Annotated in this window: 18 protein-coding genes; 13 read left to right on the plus strand and 5 right to left on the minus strand. The window is 46.0% G+C overall.

Annotated features, from left to right (window positions below):
• The first annotated feature begins 5 nt into the window (after positions 1-5).
• On the plus strand, positions 6-356 hold the full coding sequence (locus OCU35_RS03225; protein ID WP_017028283.1) for a hypothetical protein: 351 nt from the start codon (positions 6-8) through the stop codon (positions 354-356).
• 295 nt (positions 357-651) lie between these two features.
• Complete coding sequence (locus OCU35_RS03230; protein WP_017032684.1) at positions 652-2,208, plus strand: AbgT family transporter; 1,557 nt, start codon at positions 652-654, stop codon at positions 2,206-2,208.
• 65 nt (positions 2,209-2,273) lie between these two features.
• On the opposite strand, the gene fghA is transcribed toward OCU35_RS03230, so the two are convergent.
• Together fghA and OCU35_RS03240 are read right to left on the minus strand one after the other, a co-directional pair.
• Positions 2,274-3,110, minus strand: a complete 837-nt coding sequence (gene fghA, locus OCU35_RS03235; protein WP_102430853.1) for an S-formylglutathione hydrolase — start codon at positions 3,108-3,110, stop codon at positions 2,274-2,276.
• 62 nt (positions 3,111-3,172) lie between these two features.
• A complete protein-coding gene (locus OCU35_RS03240; RefSeq protein WP_261825639.1) occupies positions 3,173-4,303 on the minus strand; it encodes an S-(hydroxymethyl)glutathione dehydrogenase/class III alcohol dehydrogenase in 1,131 nt (376 codons plus the stop codon).
• Positions 4,304-4,421: 118 nt separating this feature from the next.
• On the opposite strand from OCU35_RS03240, the gene OCU35_RS03245 reads away from it, so the two are divergent.
• Positions 4,422-5,312: a LysR substrate-binding domain-containing protein gene (locus OCU35_RS03245; protein WP_261825640.1), complete on the plus strand. Its 891-nt coding sequence runs from the start codon at positions 4,422-4,424 to the stop codon at positions 5,310-5,312.
• A 15-nt stretch (positions 5,313-5,327) separates the two neighbouring features.
• Positions 5,328-5,858 (plus strand): tRNA adenosine(34) deaminase TadA, encoded by a 531-nt coding sequence (gene tadA, locus OCU35_RS03250; RefSeq protein WP_017028278.1) that lies wholly within the window; start codon positions 5,328-5,330, stop codon positions 5,856-5,858.
• 45 nt (positions 5,859-5,903) lie between these two features.
• On the opposite strand, the gene OCU35_RS03255 is transcribed toward tadA, so the two are convergent.
• Positions 5,904-6,038 carry a hypothetical protein gene (locus OCU35_RS03255; protein ID WP_257744107.1) on the minus strand — a complete coding sequence of 45 codons (135 nt, stop codon included), beginning with the start codon at positions 6,036-6,038 and terminating at the stop codon, positions 5,904-5,906.
• A gap of 173 nt (positions 6,039-6,211) precedes the next feature.
• Positions 6,212-7,705, minus strand: a complete 1,494-nt coding sequence (mltF, locus tag OCU35_RS03260) for a membrane-bound lytic murein transglycosylase MltF (RefSeq protein WP_261825641.1) — start codon at positions 7,703-7,705, stop codon at positions 6,212-6,214.
• A gap of 328 nt (positions 7,706-8,033) precedes the next feature.
• Between mltF and purL the strand changes: the two genes are divergently transcribed.
• Both purL and OCU35_RS03270 read left to right on the plus strand, forming a co-directional pair.
• The gene (gene purL, locus OCU35_RS03265; RefSeq protein ID WP_065599007.1) at positions 8,034-11,927 is read left to right on the plus strand and encodes a phosphoribosylformylglycinamidine synthase; all 3,894 of its coding nucleotides are present in this window, start codon (positions 8,034-8,036) and stop codon (positions 11,925-11,927) included.
• 328 nt (positions 11,928-12,255) lie between these two features.
• Positions 12,256-12,792, plus strand: coding sequence for a DUF3332 family protein (locus tag OCU35_RS03270; RefSeq protein ID WP_017028275.1), 537 nt, complete (start codon positions 12,256-12,258; stop codon positions 12,790-12,792).
• 68 nt (positions 12,793-12,860) lie between these two features.
• Here the strand turns inward: OCU35_RS03270 and OCU35_RS03275 are convergent, their stop codons facing one another.
• Entirely contained in the window at positions 12,861-14,333 is a 1,473-nt protein-coding gene (locus OCU35_RS03275) for an aminoacyl-histidine dipeptidase (RefSeq protein WP_261825642.1), read from the minus strand.
• A 945-nt stretch (positions 14,334-15,278) separates the two neighbouring features.
• On the opposite strand from OCU35_RS03275, the gene OCU35_RS03280 reads away from it, so the two are divergent.
• From OCU35_RS03280 to nrdR, 7 genes are all read left to right on the plus strand, one after another.
• Entirely contained in the window at positions 15,279-16,571 is a 1,293-nt protein-coding gene (locus OCU35_RS03280) for an NCS2 family permease (RefSeq protein ID WP_017028273.1), read from the plus strand.
• A 27-nt stretch (positions 16,572-16,598) separates the two neighbouring features.
• Positions 16,599-17,063 carry a xanthine phosphoribosyltransferase gene (locus OCU35_RS03285; protein ID WP_017028272.1) on the plus strand — a complete coding sequence of 155 codons (465 nt, stop codon included), beginning with the start codon at positions 16,599-16,601 and terminating at the stop codon, positions 17,061-17,063.
• Positions 17,064-17,179: 116 nt separating this feature from the next.
• Positions 17,180-18,418 (plus strand): esterase FrsA, encoded by a 1,239-nt coding sequence (frsA, locus tag OCU35_RS03290; protein ID WP_017032676.1) that lies wholly within the window; start codon positions 17,180-17,182, stop codon positions 18,416-18,418.
• A gap of 110 nt (positions 18,419-18,528) precedes the next feature.
• Positions 18,529-18,918 (plus strand): sigma factor-binding protein Crl, encoded by a 390-nt coding sequence (crl, locus tag OCU35_RS03295; protein WP_017032675.1) that lies wholly within the window; start codon positions 18,529-18,531, stop codon positions 18,916-18,918.
• A gap of 112 nt (positions 18,919-19,030) precedes the next feature.
• Positions 19,031-20,140: a glutamate 5-kinase gene (gene proB / locus OCU35_RS03300; protein WP_261825643.1), complete on the plus strand. Its 1,110-nt coding sequence runs from the start codon at positions 19,031-19,033 to the stop codon at positions 20,138-20,140.
• A 31-nt stretch (positions 20,141-20,171) separates the two neighbouring features.
• Complete coding sequence (locus OCU35_RS03305; RefSeq protein WP_017032674.1) at positions 20,172-21,422, plus strand: glutamate-5-semialdehyde dehydrogenase; 1,251 nt, start codon at positions 20,172-20,174, stop codon at positions 21,420-21,422.
• A 236-nt stretch (positions 21,423-21,658) separates the two neighbouring features.
• Positions 21,659-22,108, plus strand: a complete 450-nt coding sequence (gene nrdR / locus OCU35_RS03310) for a transcriptional regulator NrdR (protein WP_017028267.1) — start codon at positions 21,659-21,661, stop codon at positions 22,106-22,108.
• Positions 22,109-22,124 lie beyond the last annotated feature (16 nt).

The following is a 22,124-nucleotide window of genomic DNA, read 5'->3' on the forward strand; positions in this document are numbered from 1 at the left end:
CTTCCATGCTTGAGGTATTGGTATCCGTCGCTTTGGTGTCACTGCTGTCGCTGAGTTTGATTCAAGGTGGTGTGTTTTTGCAAAGAGAGTCGAAGCACGCAGAGCAATCCTTACTTGTACTGCATCATATGGAAAACTATTTGGAGTACGCCCGCATTATGACGATTGCAGGCACTGCCATCGACTCGCAGTGGCCAGGGCTAGAAGAGCTCAGTGTTGATATGACGCTCTCTAGCAGTAATCAAACATCATCTGTGGGCGTATTGGGGACCAAGCTAGAGGTTGCTGCTAGTTGGGTCAATCCATGGGGTCAGCCTGAATCTGTTGCGATATCCACTTGGGTAGCATTTCATTAACTCTATATTAACTGCCAGCCATCAAATGTTGCAGAGAGTAATAATCAACGATATTAATACATAAAGTATCGTTTAGGTAACCGCTCGGTTGCGTTTGTGGATTAATTGTAGATTTACCTGTAATGGGATTATTTTGCACTTGTTAACTGGGTGCAAAATAAGCGCCAGACACCTCATTTTGCAAACTTAGATTCTGTTTTTTCGCATTAGTTTGGGTAAAATGTGCGCCCTAATAAAAATAATACCAATTTTTTAGCATTTTACATTTTTGTAAAAGTCACAGAGCGGTAATCTAATGAGCAACCAAGCAGCAAACACAGCACCTAAACAAGGTGGCATGGATCGCTTCTTAAACCTGATAGAAAAAGCAGGTAATAAGATCCCAGATCCAGCTATCTTATTCTTTTGGGCATTAATCATAGTTTGGGTTTTTTCAGCCCTACTTTCTAATGTCTCGTTTGACCTAATCAACCCGCGCACCGGTGATCCTCTTGAGATTACAAACCTATTAACCGGTGATGCGTTGGCTCACTTCCTTGCGAACATGGTAACGACCTTCACTGGCTTTGCTCCTTTAGGTATCGTTCTGGTTGCAATGTTGGGTGTTGGTGTAGCAGATTCTTCTGGCTTCATCACTACGGGTCTAAAGAAGATGTTGAGCTTCACGCCAGCTAAACTTCTTACTCCAATGCTTATCCTTGTTGCTATCGTGTCTCACACAGCAGCAGATGCTGGCTACGTATTGGTTATCCCACTAGGTGGTATCATCTTCCACGCTGCGGGTCGTCACCCTCTAGCGGGTATTGCAGCTGCATTTGCAGGTGTATCTGGTGGTTTCTCTGCGAACTTTATTCCTTCTGGTATCGACCCGCTTCTAGCTGGCTTTACTCAGACGGCGGCAAACGTTCTAGACCCTGAATACATTGTTAACCCACTAGCAAACATCTACTTCACTGGCCTATCTTCAGTATTGATTGTTGCTATCGGTTGGTTTGTTACTGAGCGCATCATCGAACCTCGCCTAAACGCGACCACTAAAGTAGATGAAGACGCTGAAGAAGCACCTGATCTTGGCTCTATGACTGAGCTAGAAGCGAAAGCATTCAAATACGCTGGTTGGTCAATGATCGCGGGTATTGCACTACTTGTATTTGCAATCATGCCTGAGAACTCTGCACTGCGTTCTCCTGAAGGTGAGATCACCGCATTCTCTGCGCCGATCATGCAGTCAATTGTTCCATTGATCTTCATCCTATTCATCATTCCTGGCATCGTATATGGCCGAGTGGTAGGTAAGTTCTCTAGCAGCAACGACGTCATCAAATCTATGTCTGACACCATGAACACTATGGGTGCGTACATGGTAATGTCATTCTTCTGTGCTCAGTTCCTAGTGGCGTTTGGTCAATCAAACATCGGTACTATGCTAGCGCTATACGGCGCTGAAGGCCTAAAAGCGATGAACCTTCCAGGTGAAGCAACGGTTGTTGGCATGATTCTACTGACAGCGATGGTTAACCTTCTTGTAGGTTCTGCATCGGCTAAGTGGGCACTGATTGGTCCTATCCTAGTTCCAATGCTGATGGCGGTAGGTATCTCTCCTGAGCTATCACAGGCTGCATACCGTGTGGGTGATTCTGTATCTAACATCATCTCTCCACTAATGGTGTTCTTCCCTCTAGTTGTGGTTTATTGCCAACGCTACGTTAAGAACACAGGTATCGGTACCCTAGCTTCTCTAATGATGCCATTCTCAATCGCAATGCTGATTGGTTGGACTATCTTCTTGCTAGCTTACTGGGCTCTTGGTATTCCACTAGGTATCCAAGCACCTTACACTTACACCATGTAAGTGACTTATAGATAAAAGAAAAGCCCGCCTATTTAGGCGGGCTTTGTTGTTTCTACGGGTTGGTATTACAGGTGTTTAGCGTGGAAGGCTAGATGATCGTCGATAAAGCTTGAGATAAAGAAATAGCTATGGTCATAGCCAGCCTGCATACGAAGCTCAAAGTCCAGTTGCTGCTGTGCGGCCACATCAATAAGGTGGTTAGGCTTCAGCTGCTCTTCTAAGAAGCCATCAGCATCACCTTGGTCAACAAGAATCGGCAATTGACAGCCGTGCTTTGCCAGCAGCTTACACGCGTCATAGTCTTGCCATTGCGCTTGATCATTACCTAGGTAGTTAGAGAACGCCTTGATGCCCCAAGGGCACTCAGTCGGGTTGGTAATAGGACTAAACGCTGAGATTGATTGGTATTTGTCTTGATTCTTCAGCCCTATGGTCAAGGCGCCATGACCGCCCATGCTGTGTCCCGAGATCGCTTTTTTGTGGGTGACTGGAAACTGCGACTCAATTAAGGCTGGCAGTTCATCGACCACATAGGAGTACATCTGATAGTGTGCTTTCCAAGGCGCCTCGGTGGCGTTTAAGTAAAACCCAGCTCCTAGTCCGAAGTCATAGGCTTTGTCGCTATCATCGGGCACTGAGTCACCTCTAGGGCTAGTGTCGGGAGCGACGATAGCAATACCCAGCTCAGCGGCCTTACGAAATGCCCCGGCTTTTTGCATGAAGTTTTCATCGGTGCAGGTGAGTCCTGATAGCCAGTAGAGCACAGGAACAGGGTGTTGCTCGGCCTGCGGGGGTAAGAAGATGGCAAAGGTCATCTCACATTGTGTAGCGCTGGATTGATGAGTAAATCGTTGATGTAACCCACCAAAGACTTTTGTTTCATTGATTTTGTTGATGCTCATAAAGGGTTCCCAAAATAAAAAAGCGGCGCTACATCCTAGATATAGCGCCGCTATTACTGCGGTTATTTATCGAAATGGATTACTGTTCGAATACTTTCACCTCGGTGCATTAGGTCAAAGGCTTCGTTGATGTCTTCAAGGCCCATAGTGTGGGTGATGAACTCTTGCAGGCCAAACTCGCCAGCCATATAGCGATTTACAATCTCAGGCAGTTCAGAGCGGCCTTTCACCCCGCCAAATGCACTGCCGCGCCATACGCGCCCAGTGACTAACTGAAATGGACGAGTAGAGATCTCTTGCCCTGCACCGGCAACACCAATGATAACGGATTCGCCCCAACCCTTGTGACAACACTCAAGAGCCGAACGCATCACATCGACATTCCCGATACATTCAAATGAGTACTCAACACCGCCATCAGTCATATCGACGATCACTTCTTGGATTGGTTTGTCGTAATTTTTCGGGTTGATGCAGTCTGTCGCGCCTAACTGTTTTGCAAGTTCAAACTTACTCTCGTTGATATCAACGCCGATGATGCGATTAGCTCCTGCCATTTTTGCGCCGATGATCGCCGACAGACCGATACCGCCAAGACCAAAGATAGCCACGTTATCGCCTTTTTCTACCTTGGCTGTATTTAATACCGCACCCATACCTGTGGTAACACCACAACCGAGTAAACACACCTCTTCAAGAGGGGCATCTTTGTTCACTTTTGCCAAAGAGATCTCTGGTAGTACTGTGTACTCAGAGAAGGTAGAGCAGCCCATATAGTGATAAATAGGCTGACCATCTTTATAGAAGCGCGTTGTGCCATCTGGCATCAAGCCCTTACCTTGGGTTTCGCGTACCGCTTGGCATAGGTTGGTTTTACCTGATTTACAGAATTTACACTCGCCACACTCTGCGGTGTAAAGAGGTATTACATGATCACCTACAGACACACTGGTGACGCCTTCGCCGACCATCTCTACAACACCGCCACCTTCATGGCCCAGAATTGATGGGAAGATACCCTCTGGATCTTCGCCCGATAGAGTAAATGCATCGGTATGACACACGCCGGTTGCGATGATCTTAACCAGAACCTCGCCTTTTCTTGGCAACATAACATCCACTTCTTCCATCTTCAGTGGTTGGTTTGGTCCCCAAGCAACAGCTGCGCGTGATTTGATAAATTGGTCGGTCATAGTGATTTCCTATTGGCGAAAGAGTTAGTTAAAACTTTAGACTATGAGAACGATTATATTGTTTCTTTTATGATGATAAACTAGCCTTTTTGAAAATCACTTTTACGCAGGTGTAATAATGAGTCAGTGGGAAGGCATTGAAGAGTTCGTTGCTGTGGCGGATAGTGAAAGTTTCACTAAGGCTGCTCTCGCACTCGATACCTCTGTTGCTCAGATCAGTCGTAGATTATCCGCTTTAGAAGCTCGACTAGGCGTCAAGTTGGTACATAGAACGACGCGCAGAGTGTCGGTGACTGATATTGGCTTAGGGTATGCTGAACATTGCCGTATGCTACTTGATGGACTGGCAGAAGCAGAAAGAGAGGTTACCGAATCGCACTCTTTGCCTATCGGCCGTTTACGGATCACGGCGCCCACTACCTATGGAGAATCGGTGATAGCGCCCTTGCTAATGGAGTTTGTTGCACTTTACCCTCAGCTCGAGCTGGATTTGCAATTGAGTAACGATAGGCTAGACCTCATCGCTGATAAATTCGATATTGCGATTCGTATCGGCGAGCTTCCAGACTCCACTCTCATTGCAAAGAAGCTCTCAGAGCGTCAGCAATATGTGTGCGCAAGCCCTGACTATATTGCTGAGCATGGAGAAGTACCACATCCTTCTCAGTTGGCTGACTATGATTGCCTGTTGAGCTCCTCTTCTACCTGGCGTTTTCTGGAAAATAACAAAAAGCTCAACCTTACGATGAGAGGGAGCTTTCGATGCAATAGCGGAAATGTCCTTACTGCAGCTGCCTTGCAAGGGCGAGGTGTAGTTCAGCTTCCTGACTTCTATGTGGCGTCGCATATAGAAAAGAACAACCTAGTAGAGCTGCTCCCTGATTATCGCTGTGAGCGAGAGCCTATCTGGGCGCTGTATCCGCAAAACCGTCATCTTTCACCTAAAGTCAAAATGGCAATTGAATTCTTGAGCGCGAAACTGGCTCAGGGTACATTGCCCTCAAATTAATTCGTAGGCCTTGATATGAGCGAAATAAACACTCCATCCTTTTCTGAACAAGACCATCATTATATGCAGCGTGCTATAGAGCTTGCGCAAAATGCAGAAGATGAAGGCGAGGTGCCGGTAGGCGCGGTTCTGGTAAGAGATAATGAAATCATTGCTGAAGGCTGGAACCGTTGTATTGGCGCTCACGATGCGACCGCTCATGCTGAGATCCAGGTACTGCGAAAGGCCGGTGAGGCTTTGCAAAATTATCGACTGCTTGATACCACCTTATACGTCACTCTTGAGCCTTGCCCTATGTGTGCAGGTGCCTTATTACACAGCCGAGTAAAACGTATTGTGTTTGGTGCGCAGGATCTTAAGGCTGGGGCGGCAGGAACGGTGCTTGATCTATTTGAAAGCCAAGCGGCTTATCACTATGCCACGGTTGAATCGGGTTTGATGGAAGTAGAATGCAGAGAACAATTGCAGGCGTTTTTTAAAAGGCGCAGGAAAGAGCAGAAAGAGTTAAAGCGTTTGAAAAGAGAGGCAGAGCAGAAGGGGGATTAGGCAAACATTCAACTTCTTTGCGCCAAATGTTTGCTTTCAGTTTTACTACAACGCTAACGTTACGTAAGAACGGTTTCGCCAAAGAAGCTTCTTCTTGTTATTGGCTAGCATACGCTTACGACGGTTAGCTGAAACAGTGCTATTTGATAATTTCTTAGATAGCTTTCTTTTTAGTTTCAACGAACAATCTCCTATGAACTTCATGTAAGCAAACAATCACTGACGTTTCGATGTTTGCACTACACATATATAGAACATGATTGTTACTATAATATGAATCTAAACATAGGATCTAGATCGCAAATAAACGCAAACGATTGTTCAGTTGAATTTAATTTGTGAGCTATCTCTCTCTATTCCTCGGTGGCGGATTCACTTTCATCGCTGAGTGTTTCAGAAGCCTCAGACCTTGCAGACTCTAGGGCTTCTATCACCATCAGGCCATCGGTGTTGGTTTCTACATTGGCATTGTCACGCTGATCAATATGTCCAATGATGCTTTGATAGTAACGACGAATATTTTCCACATAATTGAGAGCCTCATCACCACGGGCATAGCCGTAGCGTGTGTACTCGTAGTACCCCTTTTTACGAAGCAAAGGTAGGCGCGTTTTCACATCACTCCACAGATCAGGGTCGGCACCTTGTGCTTTGGTTATGCGTCTTGCATCCATTACGTGCCCATAGCCAACGTTGTAAGAGGCTAAAGCAAACCAGATCTTTTCATGCTGATTGATACTATCGGGAATGCGATTAACGATCTTTCTCAAGTAATCAGCACCGCCTCGAATCGACTGTTCAGGGTCAAGGCGATCGGTGACACCCACACTTTTAGCAGTGGGTAGGGTCAACATCATCATGCCACGCACGCCTGTCGGCGATTTTGCATCTGGGTTCCAATGCGACTCTTGATACGCAAGGGCTGCGATTAAGCGCCAGTCAAACTCACCGGCATACTTTTGAAAGAGAGGTTCCCATTTAGGCAGCTTGCTGTCTAAGGCGCGCACAAACGCGCGAGTATCGACATAATCAAAGTCTTCGATATGCCCAAAGTACTTCTCTTCTATTAGCTGTAATTGACCATTTTGTTGAATGTCGCCAAAGAACTCTAAAACCAGAGCATAAAGGCTCTCGTCTGCGCCTCTGCGCAAGAACCAAGACGTAGGTTGGTCTTCTGTCAATTCAAACGCGAGTGCGATATTAGGGTAGATACGTTGAGTAATGGAAAGCTCAATAGAATCGGCGACTGTAAATAGACGCTCGCCTTGCGAGACTTGTTTTAGCAAATCATTAATATCATAGCTATCGGTGATCTCGTATTTAAGATCAGGATGCTCCTTCGCAAGATCCAAGAGGGTCTGCTCAAAATGCGATCCTTTAACCACAGTAATGGATTCACCGCTTTCAATGAGCTGGTCTAGGTTGCGAGGGCGCCAAGTGCCTTTTTTGTAGACCACTTGCTGGCTGACGTAGTAATAAGCCGGTCCCGCTCTAAACGCTTTAACTCGGTTAGGTGCCTGAGTAAGGCCTGCCGCAACAATGTCGACCTCGCCATTTCTTAATGCAGGGAATAGCTCAGAGAGGCGATAGGCAGGTTTGATCTCCAAACGAACGCCAAGTTGCTTCGCAAACTCTGACGCTAGCTCATACTCTAAGCCGGTGGGGCCATCAGGGCCGATATAATAGGAGAGTTGATTGTTTAGCGTTCCAACGCGCAGCACACCTCGGTCTTTGATCTGTTGCAATTCGTTCTTAGTGTCGGTTTCGTACTGACAGCCAGTGACAGAAAGTAAGGCTATGAACGAGGCCATTAGCAGGGAGAATTTAGTTAACACTGACGTGCGCATTGTGCGGGACAACTCCGAATAATAAGGGGGATTTTTTTTAACGCTTCGCCCTTTATATCAAACCCCTTATCACCGGGGAAGTGAAACTAGAATCATGAGCAAACTGTATTCGCATCTGAGGGTTTGACCTCACGATGTATCCATCAGAGATACCTTGACGCAAAAATTTGCGCAAACGGTTGCTTTTTGTGTTACTTCACAAAAAGATTTGCTTTATAATACGCCCGAAACAACCCAGGTAATATTGAAATAAAGATGGATAATTTAATTAAGTTATTGTTTTTATTTGAATATTATCTTTAATCCATCATCAAAGAGACCTAAGCACATGAGAATTTTGCGTGGCTCCCCAGCTCTTTCTGAGTTTCGTGTACAAAAACTACTAGAACTTTGCCGTGAACAAGACCTGCCAGTAACAGGTATTTATGCTGAGTTTATGCATTTTGCAGACGTGAGTGCAGAACTTGACGCGTCAGAGGCAGAGAAGCTTGAAAAGCTGCTTACTTATGGTCCAACGATCGAAGAGCATGAACCACAAGGCACTTTAGTGCTTGTGACTCCTCGCCCAGGCACTATCTCTCCTTGGTCTTCTAAGTCTACAGATATTGCTCATAACTGTGGCTTGGACAAGGTTAAGCGTCTAGAGCGTGGTACGGCATACTATGTTGAAACATCTGTTGCTTTGGATGAAGCACAAACCAAGGCTGTAAAAGCATTGGTACATGACCGCATGATGGAAGTGGTCTTTGGTGAGATGGAACAAGCTGCTGCACTATTCACTGTTGCAGAGCCAGCGCCGCATACTGTTGTCGATGTACTAGCCGGTGGCCGCAAAGCCCTAGAAGACGCCAATGTAAACTTGGGTCTTGCGCTAGCGGAAGATGAAATTGATTACCTAGTTGATAGCTTTAATACACTAGGTCGTAACCCTAACGATATTGAATTGATGATGTTTGCTCAAGCAAACTCTGAGCACTGTCGTCATAAGATCTTCAACGCAGATTGGACAATTGACGGCGTAGTTCAAGACAAGTCACTGTTCAAGATGATCAAAAACACCATGGAAGTTACCCCTGACCACGTTCTGTCTGCATACAAAGACAACGCAGCGGTTATGGAAGGCTCTAAAGTGGGTCGTTTCTTCCCGAACCCAGAGACTCGTCAATACTCTTACAATCATGAAGATGCACACATCTTGATGAAGGTTGAAACCCATAACCACCCAACAGCAATCTCTCCTTGGCCAGGTGCTTCAACCGGTTCTGGTGGTGAGATTCGTGATGAAGGCGCGACCGGTATTGGTGGTAAGCCAAAAGCGGGTCTAGTGGGTTTCACCACATCAAACCTACGTATTCCAGGTTTTGAGCAGCCATGGGAAACGGACTTTGGTAAGCCAGGCCGTATCGTTACGGCTTTAGACATCATGACTGAAGGCCCCCTAGGTGGCGCAGCATTCAACAACGAATTTGGTCGTCCAAACCTATTGGGTTACTTCCGTACTTACGAAGAAAAAGTCACCTCTCACGCGGGTGAAGAAATCCGTGGTTACCACAAGCCTATTATGATTGCTGGTGGTATGGGTAATATTCGTGACGAGCACGTTCAGAAGAAAGAAATCCCTGTAGGCGCTAAGCTAATCGTACTTGGCGGCCCTGCGATGAACATCGGCCTTGGTGGCGGTGCTGCTTCTTCAATGGCGTCTGGTCAGTCGGCAGAAGACCTAGATTTTGCCTCTGTTCAGCGTGAAAACCCTGAAATGGAGCGTCGCTGTCAAGAAGTGATCGACCGTTGTTGGCAGCTTGGCGATGACAACCCAATTGCCTTTATCCACGATGTGGGTGCTGGCGGTATCTCGAACGCACTACCTGAACTCGTCGATGATGGCGAGCGTGGTGGTAAATTCCAACTGCGTGATGTGCCAAACGATGAGCCGGGCATGAGCCCACTAGAGATCTGGTGTAACGAATCTCAAGAGCGCTATGTAATGGCAGTTGCGGATGAGAACATGGCAGCGTTTGACGCTATCTGTAAGCGTGAACGTGCACCGTACGCGGTTGTAGGTATCGCAACTGAAGAGCGTCAGCTAACACTCGAAGATTCTCATTTCGATAACACACCAATCGATATGCCAATGGACATCTTGTTAGGTAAAACACCTAAGATGCACCGTGACGCGCAAACGCTGAAGGTTGAAAGCCCGGCAATCAATCGCGATGGAATTGAGCTAAACGAAGCGGTTGATCGCGTACTTCGCCTACCAACCGTTGCTGAGAAAACCTTCCTAATCACCATTGGTGACCGCAGTGTAACGGGCCTAGTCGCTCGCGACCAAATGGTTGGCCCTTGGCAGGTACCGGTTGCGAACTGTGCTGTGACTGCAGCGAGCTACGACACTTACCACGGCGAGTCTATGTCTATGGGTGAGCGTACTCCAGTGGCACTGCTAGACTTCGGCGCTTCAGCTCGTTTAGCGGTGGGTGAGTCTCTCACTAACATCGCGGGTACTGACATTGGCGATATTAAACGCATTAAGCTTTCAGCAAACTGGATGTCTCCAGCAGGTCACCCCGGTGAAGATGCTGGTCTTTATGAAGCAGTGAAGGCTGTGGGTGAAGAGCTATGTCCAGCACTCGGTCTGACTATCCCTGTGGGTAAAGACTCTATGTCGATGAAGACTAAGTGGAACGAGAATGGTGAAGACAAAGAAGTGACTTCTCCACTTTCACTGGTTATCACAGCATTTGGTCGCGTAGAAGATGTGCGCAAGACGGTAACTCCGCAGCTTCGCACGGATAAAGGAGAGTCTAGCCTAGTCCTTGTTGACCTTGGCAATGGCAAGAACCGCATGGGTGCTACAGCACTGGCACAGGTTTACAAGCAGTTGGGTGATAAGCCTGCTGATGTGGATAATGCAGAGCAGCTAAAAGGCTTCTTTGACGCGATGCAAACCCTAGTGCGTGACGACAAGCTGGTTGCTTACCACGATAAAGGTGATGGCGGTCTATTTGTTACCCTTGCTGAGATGGCGTTTGCTGGTCACTGTGGCATGAAAGCTGACATCTCTGATCTAGGCGAAGACACGCTAGCGACACTCTTCAATGAAGAATTAGGTGCGGTTGTTCAGGTTAAGAACGAAGACCTTGAGCAAGTGCGCGCAGTATTGGCAGCAAACGGCCTAGAAGCATGTTCACATGTTATCGGCAGTGTTGAAGCAAGCGACAGCTTTGAAATCTTTGCTAACGGCAGTGCAATCATAGAGCGCTCTCGTATCGAACTACGTACTATCTGGGCTGAAACGACGCATAAGATGCAAGCACTGCGTGATAACCCTGCTTGTGCAGACCAAGAGTTTGCAGCGAAGAAAGATAATTCTGACCCAGGCCTAAACGTAGACCTAACCTTCGATGTCCGTGAAGATGTAGCGGCACCATACATTGCAACAGGCGTTAAGCCTAAGATGGCAATCTTGCGTGAGCAAGGTGTCAACTCTCATGTAGAAATGGCTGCTGCCTTTGACCGTGCTGGCTTTGATTCTGTTGATATCCATATGAGCGATATCCTAACAGGCCAAGCGGTACTTGAAGAATACCAAGGCCTTGTGGCTTGTGGTGGCTTCTCTTACGGTGATGTTCTAGGCGCTGGTGAAGGCTGGGCTAAGTCTGTACTGTTTAACTCAGCGGCTCGCGACCAGTTTGAAGGCTTCTTCAACCGCGAAGATACCTTCTCTCTAGGTGTATGTAATGGCTGTCAGATGCTGTCTAACCTTAAAGAGCTGATCCCTGGTGCTGACCTTTGGCCTCGATTCGTACGTAATGAATCTGAGCGCTTTGAGGCTCGCTTTAGCTTGGTTGAGGTTCAGAAGTCTGATTCTGTGTTCTTTGATGGTATGGCGGGCTCTCGTATGCCTATCGCTGTATCTCATGGTGAAGGTCGAGTTGAAGTGAAAGATTCAGCTCATCTGAATGCGATTGAGAACTCAGGTACGGTTGCACTGCGTTACGTAGACAATAACGGTAATGCGACTCAGCAGTACCCGAACAACCCGAATGGTTCACCAAACGCAATTACAGGTCTAACTACAGCAGATGGCCGTGTGACTATTATGATGCCGCACCCAGAGCGTGTATTTAGAACCGTAGCCAACTCATGGGCTCCAGAGTCTTGGGGTGAAGATTCGGCTTGGATGCGCATGTTCCGCAACGTTCGTAAGAATATCGGCTAAACAGCGTTAATAGTCTTATTTATATACAAGAGCGACCTGCAAAGGTCGCTTTTTTTTGTGTCTAAATTTAATAAGTTACGAATAGTTTCTGGTTTGTTGCTGGTGTTTGGTATTTGTAGCTTTAGTTGTTGAATCTTTGCATTTATTAACCTAACCTTTTGATGTTGAGTGTATTTATTAGGTTCACATATGATTCCTAGGTCGGGAAGACGGAATTGACACTAAACTTACAAGCAAGTTCAATTATTTTATTGTAAACAATTGAAAATCAGCTATTTTAGATAGGCAGATCACCTTTTTCATTATAAAAATTTGAAGGATTCATAGCATGAAAAAATTTGGCTTAAAGGCAGTAGGTTTGGCAGTTGTTGCTGCTTCGTTAAGTGGTTGTATCGGTAGTAACGCAGTGACTGGCTACGTAATGAAGTTTAACCTTGAAGTGGTTGATAACCGTTACGCTCGTGGTGGTGTGAACATGCTTCTTGCACCTGTATACGCACTAACGGTAGCGGTGGATGCGTTGATCTTTAACTCCATCGAATTCTGGGCAGGTAAAAACCCAATCAATGGCAAGCCACATATCTTCGACTCGAAAGTGAAGACTATGTACAACATGAACGATGACCTTGATCCTTCACTGACTGAAGCACCTCTAGACCCAATTTCTATGCGTCAGGTTGAATCATCTACATTCGAAGCAATTGATGCAGATACGATTCAAATGAACGTAACCTACAACAATGGCGACAAGGCATTGATCATGGGTGTACGTGACGGCGAAAAAGTTAGCTACTACTACAACGGTGAGCTAATGTCTGAAACTACGCTTTCTCAACTTGAAGAACTAGCAGCAACTAAAGCATAACGCTTTGCTCTAGATATAAGAAAGCCGAGCTAAACGCTCGGCTTTCTAGTGCCTGAAACAGAGAAAACTTATGCTTTTTCAGGGATATGCTTAAGTAGGTTCACCATCTGTTCCCAGAATAAATCAACAGTGTCGATTTTCACTTTCTCATCAGGAGAGTGAGGGAATTTAATGGTTGGGCCAAATGACACCATATCCATGTTTGGATAAGGCTTCTTAAACAGACCACACTCAAGACCGGCATGAATCACCATAATGTTGGGTTTGTGACCATACACTTCTTGGTACATGTCACGGAAGATAGCCATGATTTCTGAATCTGCATCCGGCTTCCAACCAGGATACGCACCAGAAAATGCGATCTTAGCACCAGACAGTGTCGCAACAGACGTCAGCATGCTTTCCACTTGGCTGCGACCTGAGTCGATAAGAGAGCGAATCAAGCAAAGCGCCGTCACCTTATCTTGTTCTGTGGTGATCACACCAAGGTTAAGAGAGGTCTCCACTACGCCTTCAATGGCATCACTCATGCGAATCACGCCATTTGGACATGCGTTTAGCGCGGCAACTAATGATTGCTGGCTTTGAGTTGAGAAAACACCGAATTGAGCTGGTGCATCTTCTACAAAGGTAACCAGATTGGTTTCAATAGCGCCTAGCTCGGCCTTAAGCAGGTCAGTGTAAACTGCGTACAGCTCTTCAAGCTTAGCTACATTTGCTTGAGGCAGGGCAAGGGTAACAGAGCCTTCACGAGGGATAGCATTGCGCAGGCTGCCACCGGTAAAATCAATCAGTCTTAGTTCTAGCTCTTCGGCGTGGCCGGCAAGAAAACGTGCCAGCAACTTGTTCGCGTTACCACGACCAGTGTGAATATCACAACCAGAGTGGCCGCCTTTCAAGCCTTTCAAGATCAGTTTTTTAGTCACAGAGCCTTGCGGGGCATCTTCACGCTCGATAGCGAATTCAAGGCTAGAGTCAATGCCACCGGCACAACCCATATACACTTCGCCTTCTTGCTCAGAATCGGTATTAAGAAGGATGTCCCCCTCAAGCCAGCCTTGTTGCAAACCAAAAGCACCGGTCATGCCCGCTTCTTCATCAATGGTTAGCAGTACTTCAATTGGGCCATGGGCAATATCGTTTGATGCAAGAACAGCTAGGCATGACGCCATACCAATACCATTATCAGCACCTAAGGTAGTACCCGTCGCCGTTACCCATTCGCCATCGATATAGGGAAGAATAGGGTCAGTAGTAAAGTCATGAATGGTATCTTCATTCTTCTGAGGAACCATGTCGATGTGCGCTTGTAGCACAACACCTTTCTTATTTTCCATACCAGGAGTTGCAGGCTTTTTGATGAAAAGGTTGCCTACCGCATCTTCTTTAACGTCTAGTCCTTGTTCTTTAGCCCAAGCAACAATGTGATCGGCTAATGCTTGTTCATGCTTAGATGGGTGCGGGATAGAACAGATCTTATCGAAGAATGGCCAGATTGGATTTTGAGTTTGTTGAGTGATCTCGCTGAGAAATTGGGACATGTAATACTCCTTCATGCATACAGATAGCAACTAAGTACTCAATTCGGCCTAGAGTAGGCCGATGAATGGTGGGCAGGATATCACTGTGAACTAGGGTTGGACAGGCAAACTCGTAACTATTGAGTAAGTTTTATTATCATTTGTGACGCGATAGTGAAGCAATTGAGGTTAAGTTATTTATTTTACGTGTGAAATTAAATTACCAAATCAGGTCGTAAAATAGCCCGTTTTGGATTTTCATGCCCCCACTTAAGAAAAATACTTGTAATTAAATTACAGGATCGGTAATATTAACCCTGTCGATACAGACTACCCTTCTGTGAGCCACCCCGCTCATCATTTTGTCTGTATCTATGCTGAATTAAAGTGCTAATTTGTTGATTTTAAACTAATTAGTCTTGGGATTTTAGATGGGTACATCAATAGCTTGTCAGCTAAAGATGTATTTCATATAGAGTTTCAACCCTATTTATAGGGTTTTTAAGCATGTGATTGAACTTCGGTTCACCCCTGATATATTGGAAATTTATTACTGATTTCATAAGCCGCCCAGTTTGGAGCGGCTTTTTTTTCGCCTGAATTTCTCATTCGAAGGCAGTCAATGGTGATGAAAGAGTGGGGGATGATGTCAGTTTGAGTGCTCTTCTGATGATTACTGGGTAAGAGGCTTATTTCTATGTGCTACATAAGTGCTTATCTGTCGTTTTTGAGTTGTAACTTTAAGACAAGATGAAATATTAACCTCATTTTACAGAGGGAATTAAGTCTTTCATATTTATAAATATCAATGACTTAATGTATACGCTTACATTGGTGACCTGCGCATTAAGTGATCCAAATGAATTTATAGCCAAAACAGTATGGTATTTCGTGATATTACTCACTATAATTCACGCCAATTTAGATACGCAAACGATTACTTTTAGAAACTTTTAGGAATTGATTATGCTCGAGAAGCTATTCAAACTACGTGAACACGGCACTACGGTTCGCACGGAAATCATTGCAGGTATGACTACCTTCCTGACAATGGCGTACATCATCTTTGTTAACCCATCGATGCTATCTGCAACTGGTATGGATCACGGTGCTGTATTTGTAGCAACCTGTTTAGCTGCGGCTATTGGTTGTTTCATCATGGGCCTCTACGCTAACTACCCAATTGCTCAAGCCCCAGGTATGGGTCTTAACGCCTTCTTTACCTATGGCGTTGTTCTTGGCATGGGTTATGAGTGGCAGGTTGCACTGGCAGCGGTATTTGTATCGGGCATCTTGTTCATCTTGCTTAGCTTGTTCCGTATTCGCGAGTGGATTATTAATTCAATTCCTATGTCTCTGCGTACCGGTATCTCAGCGGGTATTGGTTTATTCCTTGCATTTATTGGCCTTAAGAACGCAGGCATCGTAGTCGATAACCCAGCAACATTCGTTTCTCTTGGTGATATCACGAGTTTGAATGCGGTTCTGGCAGCAGTTGGCTTCTTTATTACTATCGCTCTTGTTCACCGCGGCGTTCGTGGTGCGGTTATGATCGCTATCCTTTGCGTTACCGTTTTCGGTCTAATTTTTGGCGATGTGCAATACAACGGCCTAATGTCAGCTCCACCGAGCCTTGCACCAACATTCATGCAATTGGATTTTGCTGGTGTATTTGAAGTTGGCATGATCTCAGTTATCTTCGCATTTTTGTTTGTTGACCTTTTTGATACAGCGGGCACGTTAGTGGGTGTTGCAACTAAAGCAAACCTAATCAAAGAAGATGGCAAGCTACCTCGCCTTAATAAAGCACTACTGGCTGACTCAACAGCCACTTCTGTGGGTGCTTTGCTTGGTACTTCTAACACCACATCATACGTAGAATCAACCGCTGGTGTTGCGGCTGGTGGTCGTACTGGTTTGACTGCAGTAACCGTAGGTGTACTTTTCCTATTGGCTTTGCTGTTTTCTCCATTAGCGGGTATGATTCCGCCCTATGCGACAGCAGGAGCGCTATTTTATGTAGCTATCCTGATGCTTTCTGGTCTAGTGAACATTGACTGGAGTGACATTACAGAAGCTGCTCCTGTAGTAGTAACTTGCCTGCTAATGCCTCTAACGTTCTCTATCGCAGAGGGTATCTCTCTAGGCTTCATCTCTTACGCTGCAATCAAATTGTTGAGCGGTAAGGGACGTGACGTTTCCATGAGTGTTTGGGTTATGTCTGCTGTCTTTATCCTAAAATATGTTTTGACCGCTTAATTGCGTCATTAAATAGGTTTTCAAGTTATGCCAAAAAAATACATCATCACCTGGGATGAAATGCAGACAAACTGTCGTGAGCTTGCTGCTCGCCAAATGCCTGCTGAACAGTGGAAAGGTATCTGGGGTGTGAGCCGCGGTGGTCTAGTACCTGCTGCGATTCTTGCTCGTGAATTAGGTATCCGTTACGTTGATACTATTTGCATCTCAAGCTACGACCATGATCATCAACGTGACATGAGCGTACTTAAAGCTCCTGAAGGTGATGGCGAAGGTTTCCTAATCGTTGAAGATTTAGTGGATAGTGGTGACACTGCACGTAAGCTACGTGAAATGTACCCTAAAGCGAAATTGATCGCGGTATGTGCAAAGCCTTCTGGCGCTGAGCTACTGGACGATTACGTTGTTGATATCGCTCAAGAAACCTGGATTGAGCAACCTTGGGATATGCAGCTGCAGTTCGTTGAGCCAATTAATCGCAAACGCAAGTAATTTGCTCTTTCGATGCTCACAAAGTATCGCAAAATAATTTTTATATTAAATGCCTCTATTTAGAGGCATTTTTTGTTTATGCTTAAGCATAAGTTCAATTCGAAGATGCCTCTCATATGACTGAAGAACACAAAAAAAATCTTTCCGAACAGCTCTTTTCCAAGCATTTACAAGCCAAGGAAACCTCTGGCTTAACGCAGTACATGCCAAGTAGCCTGAGCATCTTAGAGAGCAAGCCACAGCACTCTTGGTATCGTAATCTGCGCCGATTGCAATGGATTTGGCAGGGGGCAGACCCCATTGAACAAGATCAGGTGCTTGCGCGTATATCCTCATCTGAGCACTCTCGAAGCAACGACGAATGGCTAGATACCGTCATGGGATTTCGTTCGGGAAACTGGGCCTATGAATGGACCCACGCAGGGATGATTCATCAAAAACGCGCAGCAGAGTTAAAGGGTGATGAAGCTGCCGAGGCTCTCTATAAAGCGAGTCTTTATTTCAGCATTGCAGCCTACCCACATATCAAGGGCGATAATCTATCCATACAAGCTCAGGTATTGGCGAATAAGGCGTACGAAGAAGCATCCCATGCGAGCAAGTATGTGTTTAAGCAGCTAAATGTGCCTTATAAAGGCAAAACGGTGCAGGCGAATTTACATCTGCCACATACTGAACGCCCGTTACCTGTAGTGATCGTTTGTGCTGGGCTAGATAGCGTACAAACCGATATGTGGAAGCTGTTCCTTGATCACTTGGCTCCCAATGAATTTGCGATGCTGACCATTGATATGCCATCGGTGGGTAAGAGTAGTCAATGGACCCTTTCAGAGGATACCAGCTGCTTGCACAAAGCATTGCTAGATTATCTACCTGAAGTTCCGTTTGTGGATCACTGGAAGGTAGGATTGCTTGGCTTCCGCTTTGGCGGCAATGCTTTGGTTCGCTTAAGCTTTTTGGAGCAAGACAGAATTAAAGCATGCGTTGCAATAGGTTCTCCTGTACACGACATCTTAGCTAACCCAGACAAGCTGACGAACATGTCGAAGATGTATCTCGATGTTCTTGGATCTCGTTTAGGTAAGTCACCTATTGATATTCAAAGCTTGGCAGGGCAGATGTCAGCATGGTCTCTTCGCACTCAAGGCTTACTCGCGGCTCGTCGCACCAATGTGCCAATGCTCGCTATCTCTTTGGAAGGCGACCCGGTAGCGCCGCATAGTGATAATAAATTGATCGCAATGTCGAGTAAGATAGGAAAAGCGGTGAAGATCCCTTCAAAAAATTTGAGCTCTGGATACCAAAAATCACTAAACCTAGCGATAGATTGGCTTCTTGAAGAATTAAAATCGTGACAAGGATGTTAATTTAATGGCACTATAAGTGTTGCTTATGTAACTGATGAGCAACATAAAATTCGCTGTGCGTAGTTGTGCATGGCGAAGCATAAATAAATGGAGTTATTATGCCAGGTACCCAACCTACTTATCATCGCATGATCGCAAAGCTCAAAGCGATTGGTCCTTATCTACGTGAAGCGGAATGCAAACCCAATCTATTCTTGTTCGATTGCTTGTCTGTATGTGTCGACGACACTAAATCACCAGAGTGCCGAGAGTTTTGGGGCTGGTGGATGGAACTCGAAAAGCAAGATGATGAAAATATCTGCACCGCTCGCTTTCATCACGGTATGTACAACGCGTCAGGCGCATGGATAGATGAAAAGCTTCCAGCTGCCGCAGAAGCCGAAGTTCAGCGCACTCAAAGTGTTTTCCAAGCAAAAATACAGAAACAGCTGAGTGAGCAATTCGCACTAGAATTCGCTCTGCATGAAGACTCAGAAGCTGTAACGTAGAGAAAAAACTGTGATTCAAGGCGCCTTAGGGCGCCTTTTTGTTTTTTTACTTGTGCAACGGGTCTCAGCTTGCTAAAAATGAGACTCTTTTATCAGTATCATTGAGTAACAAATGCAAGCTAAGACAGTTGTGGTGAAACTTGGCACAAGTGTGCTAACAGGGGGCTCTCAGTTCCTAAACCGCGCCCACATGGTTGATCTCGTGCGCCAATGCGCAGAATTGAAGCAGCGTGGCTATAACCTAGTACTAGTTTCTTCTGGCGCCATAGCCGCTGGACGAGAGCATCTAGGACACCCCAAACTCCCCAACTCAATGGCAAGTAAGCAACTCTTAGCTGCGGTCGGCCAATCACACCTTATCCAAGTGTGGGAGTCGTTATTTTCTATCTATGGCCTAAAGATTGGCCAGATGTTGCTGACTCGAGCGGATCTTGAAGACAGAGAGCGCTTCCTAAACGCTAGAGATACAATTAATGCCTTAGTTGAGCATGACATTATCCCGATCGTGAATGAAAACGATGCGGTTGCAACCACCGAGATCAAGGTTGGCGATAACGATAATCTTTCGGCCTTGGTTGGGATCCTGTGCGGAGCGGATACGCTATTGCTACTGACCGATCAGCCCGGTTTATTTACCGCCGATCCAAGAAACAACCCTGAAGCTGAATTGATTCGAGAAGTCACCACCATTGACGAAACCTTGCGTAAAATCGCAGGTGGCAGTGGCACAACCTTAGGTACCGGTGGCATGGCGACGAAGCTGCAAGCCGCCGACATTGCTCGCCGTGCTGGTATTGAGGTGATCATTGCTGCCGGAAGTGCGCAAGATGTGGTCATTGAGAGTGTTTCCTCTTCGCCAAGTGGCACGCGCTTCGTAGCGCTTCCTGAAGCCCTTGAAAATCGTAAGCGCTGGATACTGGCAGGGCCTGCAGCAACGGGTGAGATTGTTATCGATGAAGGCGCAGTGAGAGCCCTACAAACCAAAGGCAGTAGTCTTCTTGCTAAGGGTGTCATTGGCGTTAATGGTAACTTTGCTCGTGGTGAAGTTGCGCGCGTTATCAGTCAATCTGGAATCTTGATTGCGAAAGGCCTAGTTAGCTATTCCTGTGACGATATGCGCCAGATAAAGGGCATGCACAGCAAACAAATAGGTGAAGCTTTGGGCTATGACTATGGCTCCGAAGTAGTACACCGTGACGATTTAGTCATGATGCAAGATTAGTTGCTCACAAGAAATTATAGAGGATGACACAGTGGATCTAATTCAACTTGGCCAGCGCGCAAAACACGCATCTTTTGCCCTAGCAACGACGACCACAGCAACGAAAAACCAAGCTCTAGCGATTATGGCTGATGAGCTTGAGAAGCAGTCGCAAATTATTCTAGAAGCGAATGCCATCGATATTCAAAGCGGTCGTGAAGCGGGCATGAGCGAGGCGCTTCTTGACCGTTTGTTGCTAAATGAAGCTCGATTATCGGCAATTGCTGATGACGTTCGTAATGTCATCAAGTTAAATGACCCTATCGGCAGCGAACTGGACAGCCGCGTGTTGGAAAATGGCTTGTCGCTATCTCGCAGACGAGTACCTTTAGGTGTAGTCGGTGTGATATACGAAGCTCGTCCAAATGTGACCATTGATATTGCGTCTTTGTGCCTTAAAACCGGTAACGCCAGTATTTTGCGTGGCGGCAGAGAGACCTTCCATTCAAACATGGCTCTGGTCAAGGTTATCCAAACGGCACTAGAGCAAGCAGGGTTGCCAGCAGCTTCGGTTCAATACATTGAAAAGCCAGATCGCGAGTTGGTTTCACAGCTATTGAAGCTAGATGATTACGTTGACATGATCATCCCACGTGGCGGTGCTGGTTTACATAAGATGTGTAAAGAGAACAGCACTATCCCAGTGATCATTGGCGGCTTTGGTATTTCTCATGTGTATGTTGATGAGAGTGCGGATATTGAGCGATCGCTAACAGTAGTAGAAAACTCTAAGGTGCAGCGTCCTTCTGCGTGTAATTCTTTGGATACCTTGCTGGTTCACCAAGCTATCGCTGAAGAGTTTCTAGGCAAACTTGCTCACCAACTGAGTGACAAGGTCGAGTTTGTGGCTGATGCTTCTGCATTGCCCTATTTAACCAATGCCGCGAAGTTTCGTGAAGCGATTGGCGGAGACTTTGACACTGAGTGGCTTGCCTTTATTTTGGGTGTAAAGGTAGTGAAAGATGTGGATGAGGCAATCGAGCATATGCGTGAGCACAATGCGAGCCACTCTGATGCGATCATGACCAATGACCTAAATAACGCAGAGCGCTTTATTAACGCGGCAGGTTCTGCTGCGGTTTATGTGAATGCGTCTACGCGCTTTACCGATGGTGCTCAGTTTGGCCTTGGCGCTGAGGTGGCGGTTTCTACACAAAAACTGCACGCTCGTGGCCCTATGGGTTTAGAGGAGCTCACCAGCTATAAATGGGTTGGGAAGGGTAACTACTTACCAAGACCATAATTAGCTCCTACGGGCAACGGTCTGAAAACCAAGATGATTCAGGTTATTAAGATTTTGACATAAAAAGTAATGAGGGCTCTATCACAGAGCCCTTTTTTGATGCTGAGGCATAGAGCTTCACCCTCGAATCAAATCACTAAATCCGTTACACTAATCAGATCAAATTGCATTGTTAATAATACTCACTAGTAATATCAGCATAGTGTCCCCTTTCATCGTAAAACTATGGAGCTTGTATGCACTGCCCATTTTGTTCAGAGAATGAGACGAAAGTAATCGATTCCCGATTGGTTGCTGACGGGCATCAAGTACGCCGTCGTCGCCAATGCCTAGCATGTAGTGAACGCTTTACCACCTTTGAGACCGCCGAGCTGGTCATGCCGAAGGTGATTAAGTCCAATGGAAACCGCGAACCCTTTAATGAAGATAAATTATCTAACGGTTTGCATCGTGCACTTGAAAAACGTCCTGTTAGCGCAGATGCGGTAGAGCTTTCTATGAGTGTCATCAAGTCCAAGCTTCGAGCGACCGGTGAGAGAGAGGTTTCCAGCGATATGATTGGGAATCTTGTAATGGAGCAATTGAAAGAATTAGATAAGGTTGCCTACATTCGTTTTGCGTCTGTTTATCGTAGCTTCGAAGATATCCGTGAGTTTGGCGAAGAGATCGCCAGATTAGAAGACTAACTCGTAGAATAGATTT

It is taken from the genome of Vibrio breoganii (assembly GCF_024346795.1).
Taxonomy (GTDB): Bacteria; Pseudomonadota; Gammaproteobacteria; order Enterobacterales; family Vibrionaceae; genus Vibrio; species Vibrio breoganii.

Excerpts from the sequence above, each read along its gene's own strand:
- OCU35_RS03225 (WP_017028283.1), top strand. The coding sequence starts at position 6 with ATGCTTGAGGTATTGGTATCCGTCGCTTTGGTGTCACTGCTGTCGCTG.
- OCU35_RS03230 (WP_017032684.1), top strand. The coding sequence starts at position 652 with ATGAGCAACCAAGCAGCAAACACAGCACCTAAACAAGGTGGCATGGAT.
- fghA (WP_102430853.1), bottom strand. The coding sequence starts at position 3,110 with ATGAGCATCAACAAAATCAATGAAACAAAAGTCTTTGGTGGGTTACAT.
- OCU35_RS03240 (WP_261825639.1), bottom strand. The coding sequence starts at position 4,303 with ATGACCGACCAATTTATCAAATCACGCGCAGCTGTTGCTTGGGGACCA.
- OCU35_RS03245 (WP_261825640.1), top strand. The coding sequence starts at position 4,422 with ATGAGTCAGTGGGAAGGCATTGAAGAGTTCGTTGCTGTGGCGGATAGT.
- tadA (WP_017028278.1), top strand. The coding sequence starts at position 5,328 with ATGAGCGAAATAAACACTCCATCCTTTTCTGAACAAGACCATCATTAT.
- mltF (WP_261825641.1), bottom strand. The coding sequence starts at position 7,705 with ATGCGCACGTCAGTGTTAACTAAATTCTCCCTGCTAATGGCCTCGTTC.
- purL (WP_065599007.1), top strand. The coding sequence starts at position 8,034 with ATGAGAATTTTGCGTGGCTCCCCAGCTCTTTCTGAGTTTCGTGTACAA.
- OCU35_RS03270 (WP_017028275.1), top strand. The coding sequence starts at position 12,256 with ATGAAAAAATTTGGCTTAAAGGCAGTAGGTTTGGCAGTTGTTGCTGCT.
- OCU35_RS03275 (WP_261825642.1), bottom strand. The coding sequence starts at position 14,333 with ATGTCCCAATTTCTCAGCGAGATCACTCAACAAACTCAAAATCCAATC.
- OCU35_RS03280 (WP_017028273.1), top strand. The coding sequence starts at position 15,279 with ATGCTCGAGAAGCTATTCAAACTACGTGAACACGGCACTACGGTTCGC.
- OCU35_RS03285 (WP_017028272.1), top strand. The coding sequence starts at position 16,599 with ATGCCAAAAAAATACATCATCACCTGGGATGAAATGCAGACAAACTGT.
- frsA (WP_017032676.1), top strand. The coding sequence starts at position 17,180 with ATGACTGAAGAACACAAAAAAAATCTTTCCGAACAGCTCTTTTCCAAG.
- crl (WP_017032675.1), top strand. The coding sequence starts at position 18,529 with ATGCCAGGTACCCAACCTACTTATCATCGCATGATCGCAAAGCTCAAA.
- proB (WP_261825643.1), top strand. The coding sequence starts at position 19,031 with ATGCAAGCTAAGACAGTTGTGGTGAAACTTGGCACAAGTGTGCTAACA.
- nrdR (WP_017028267.1), top strand. The coding sequence starts at position 21,659 with ATGCACTGCCCATTTTGTTCAGAGAATGAGACGAAAGTAATCGATTCC.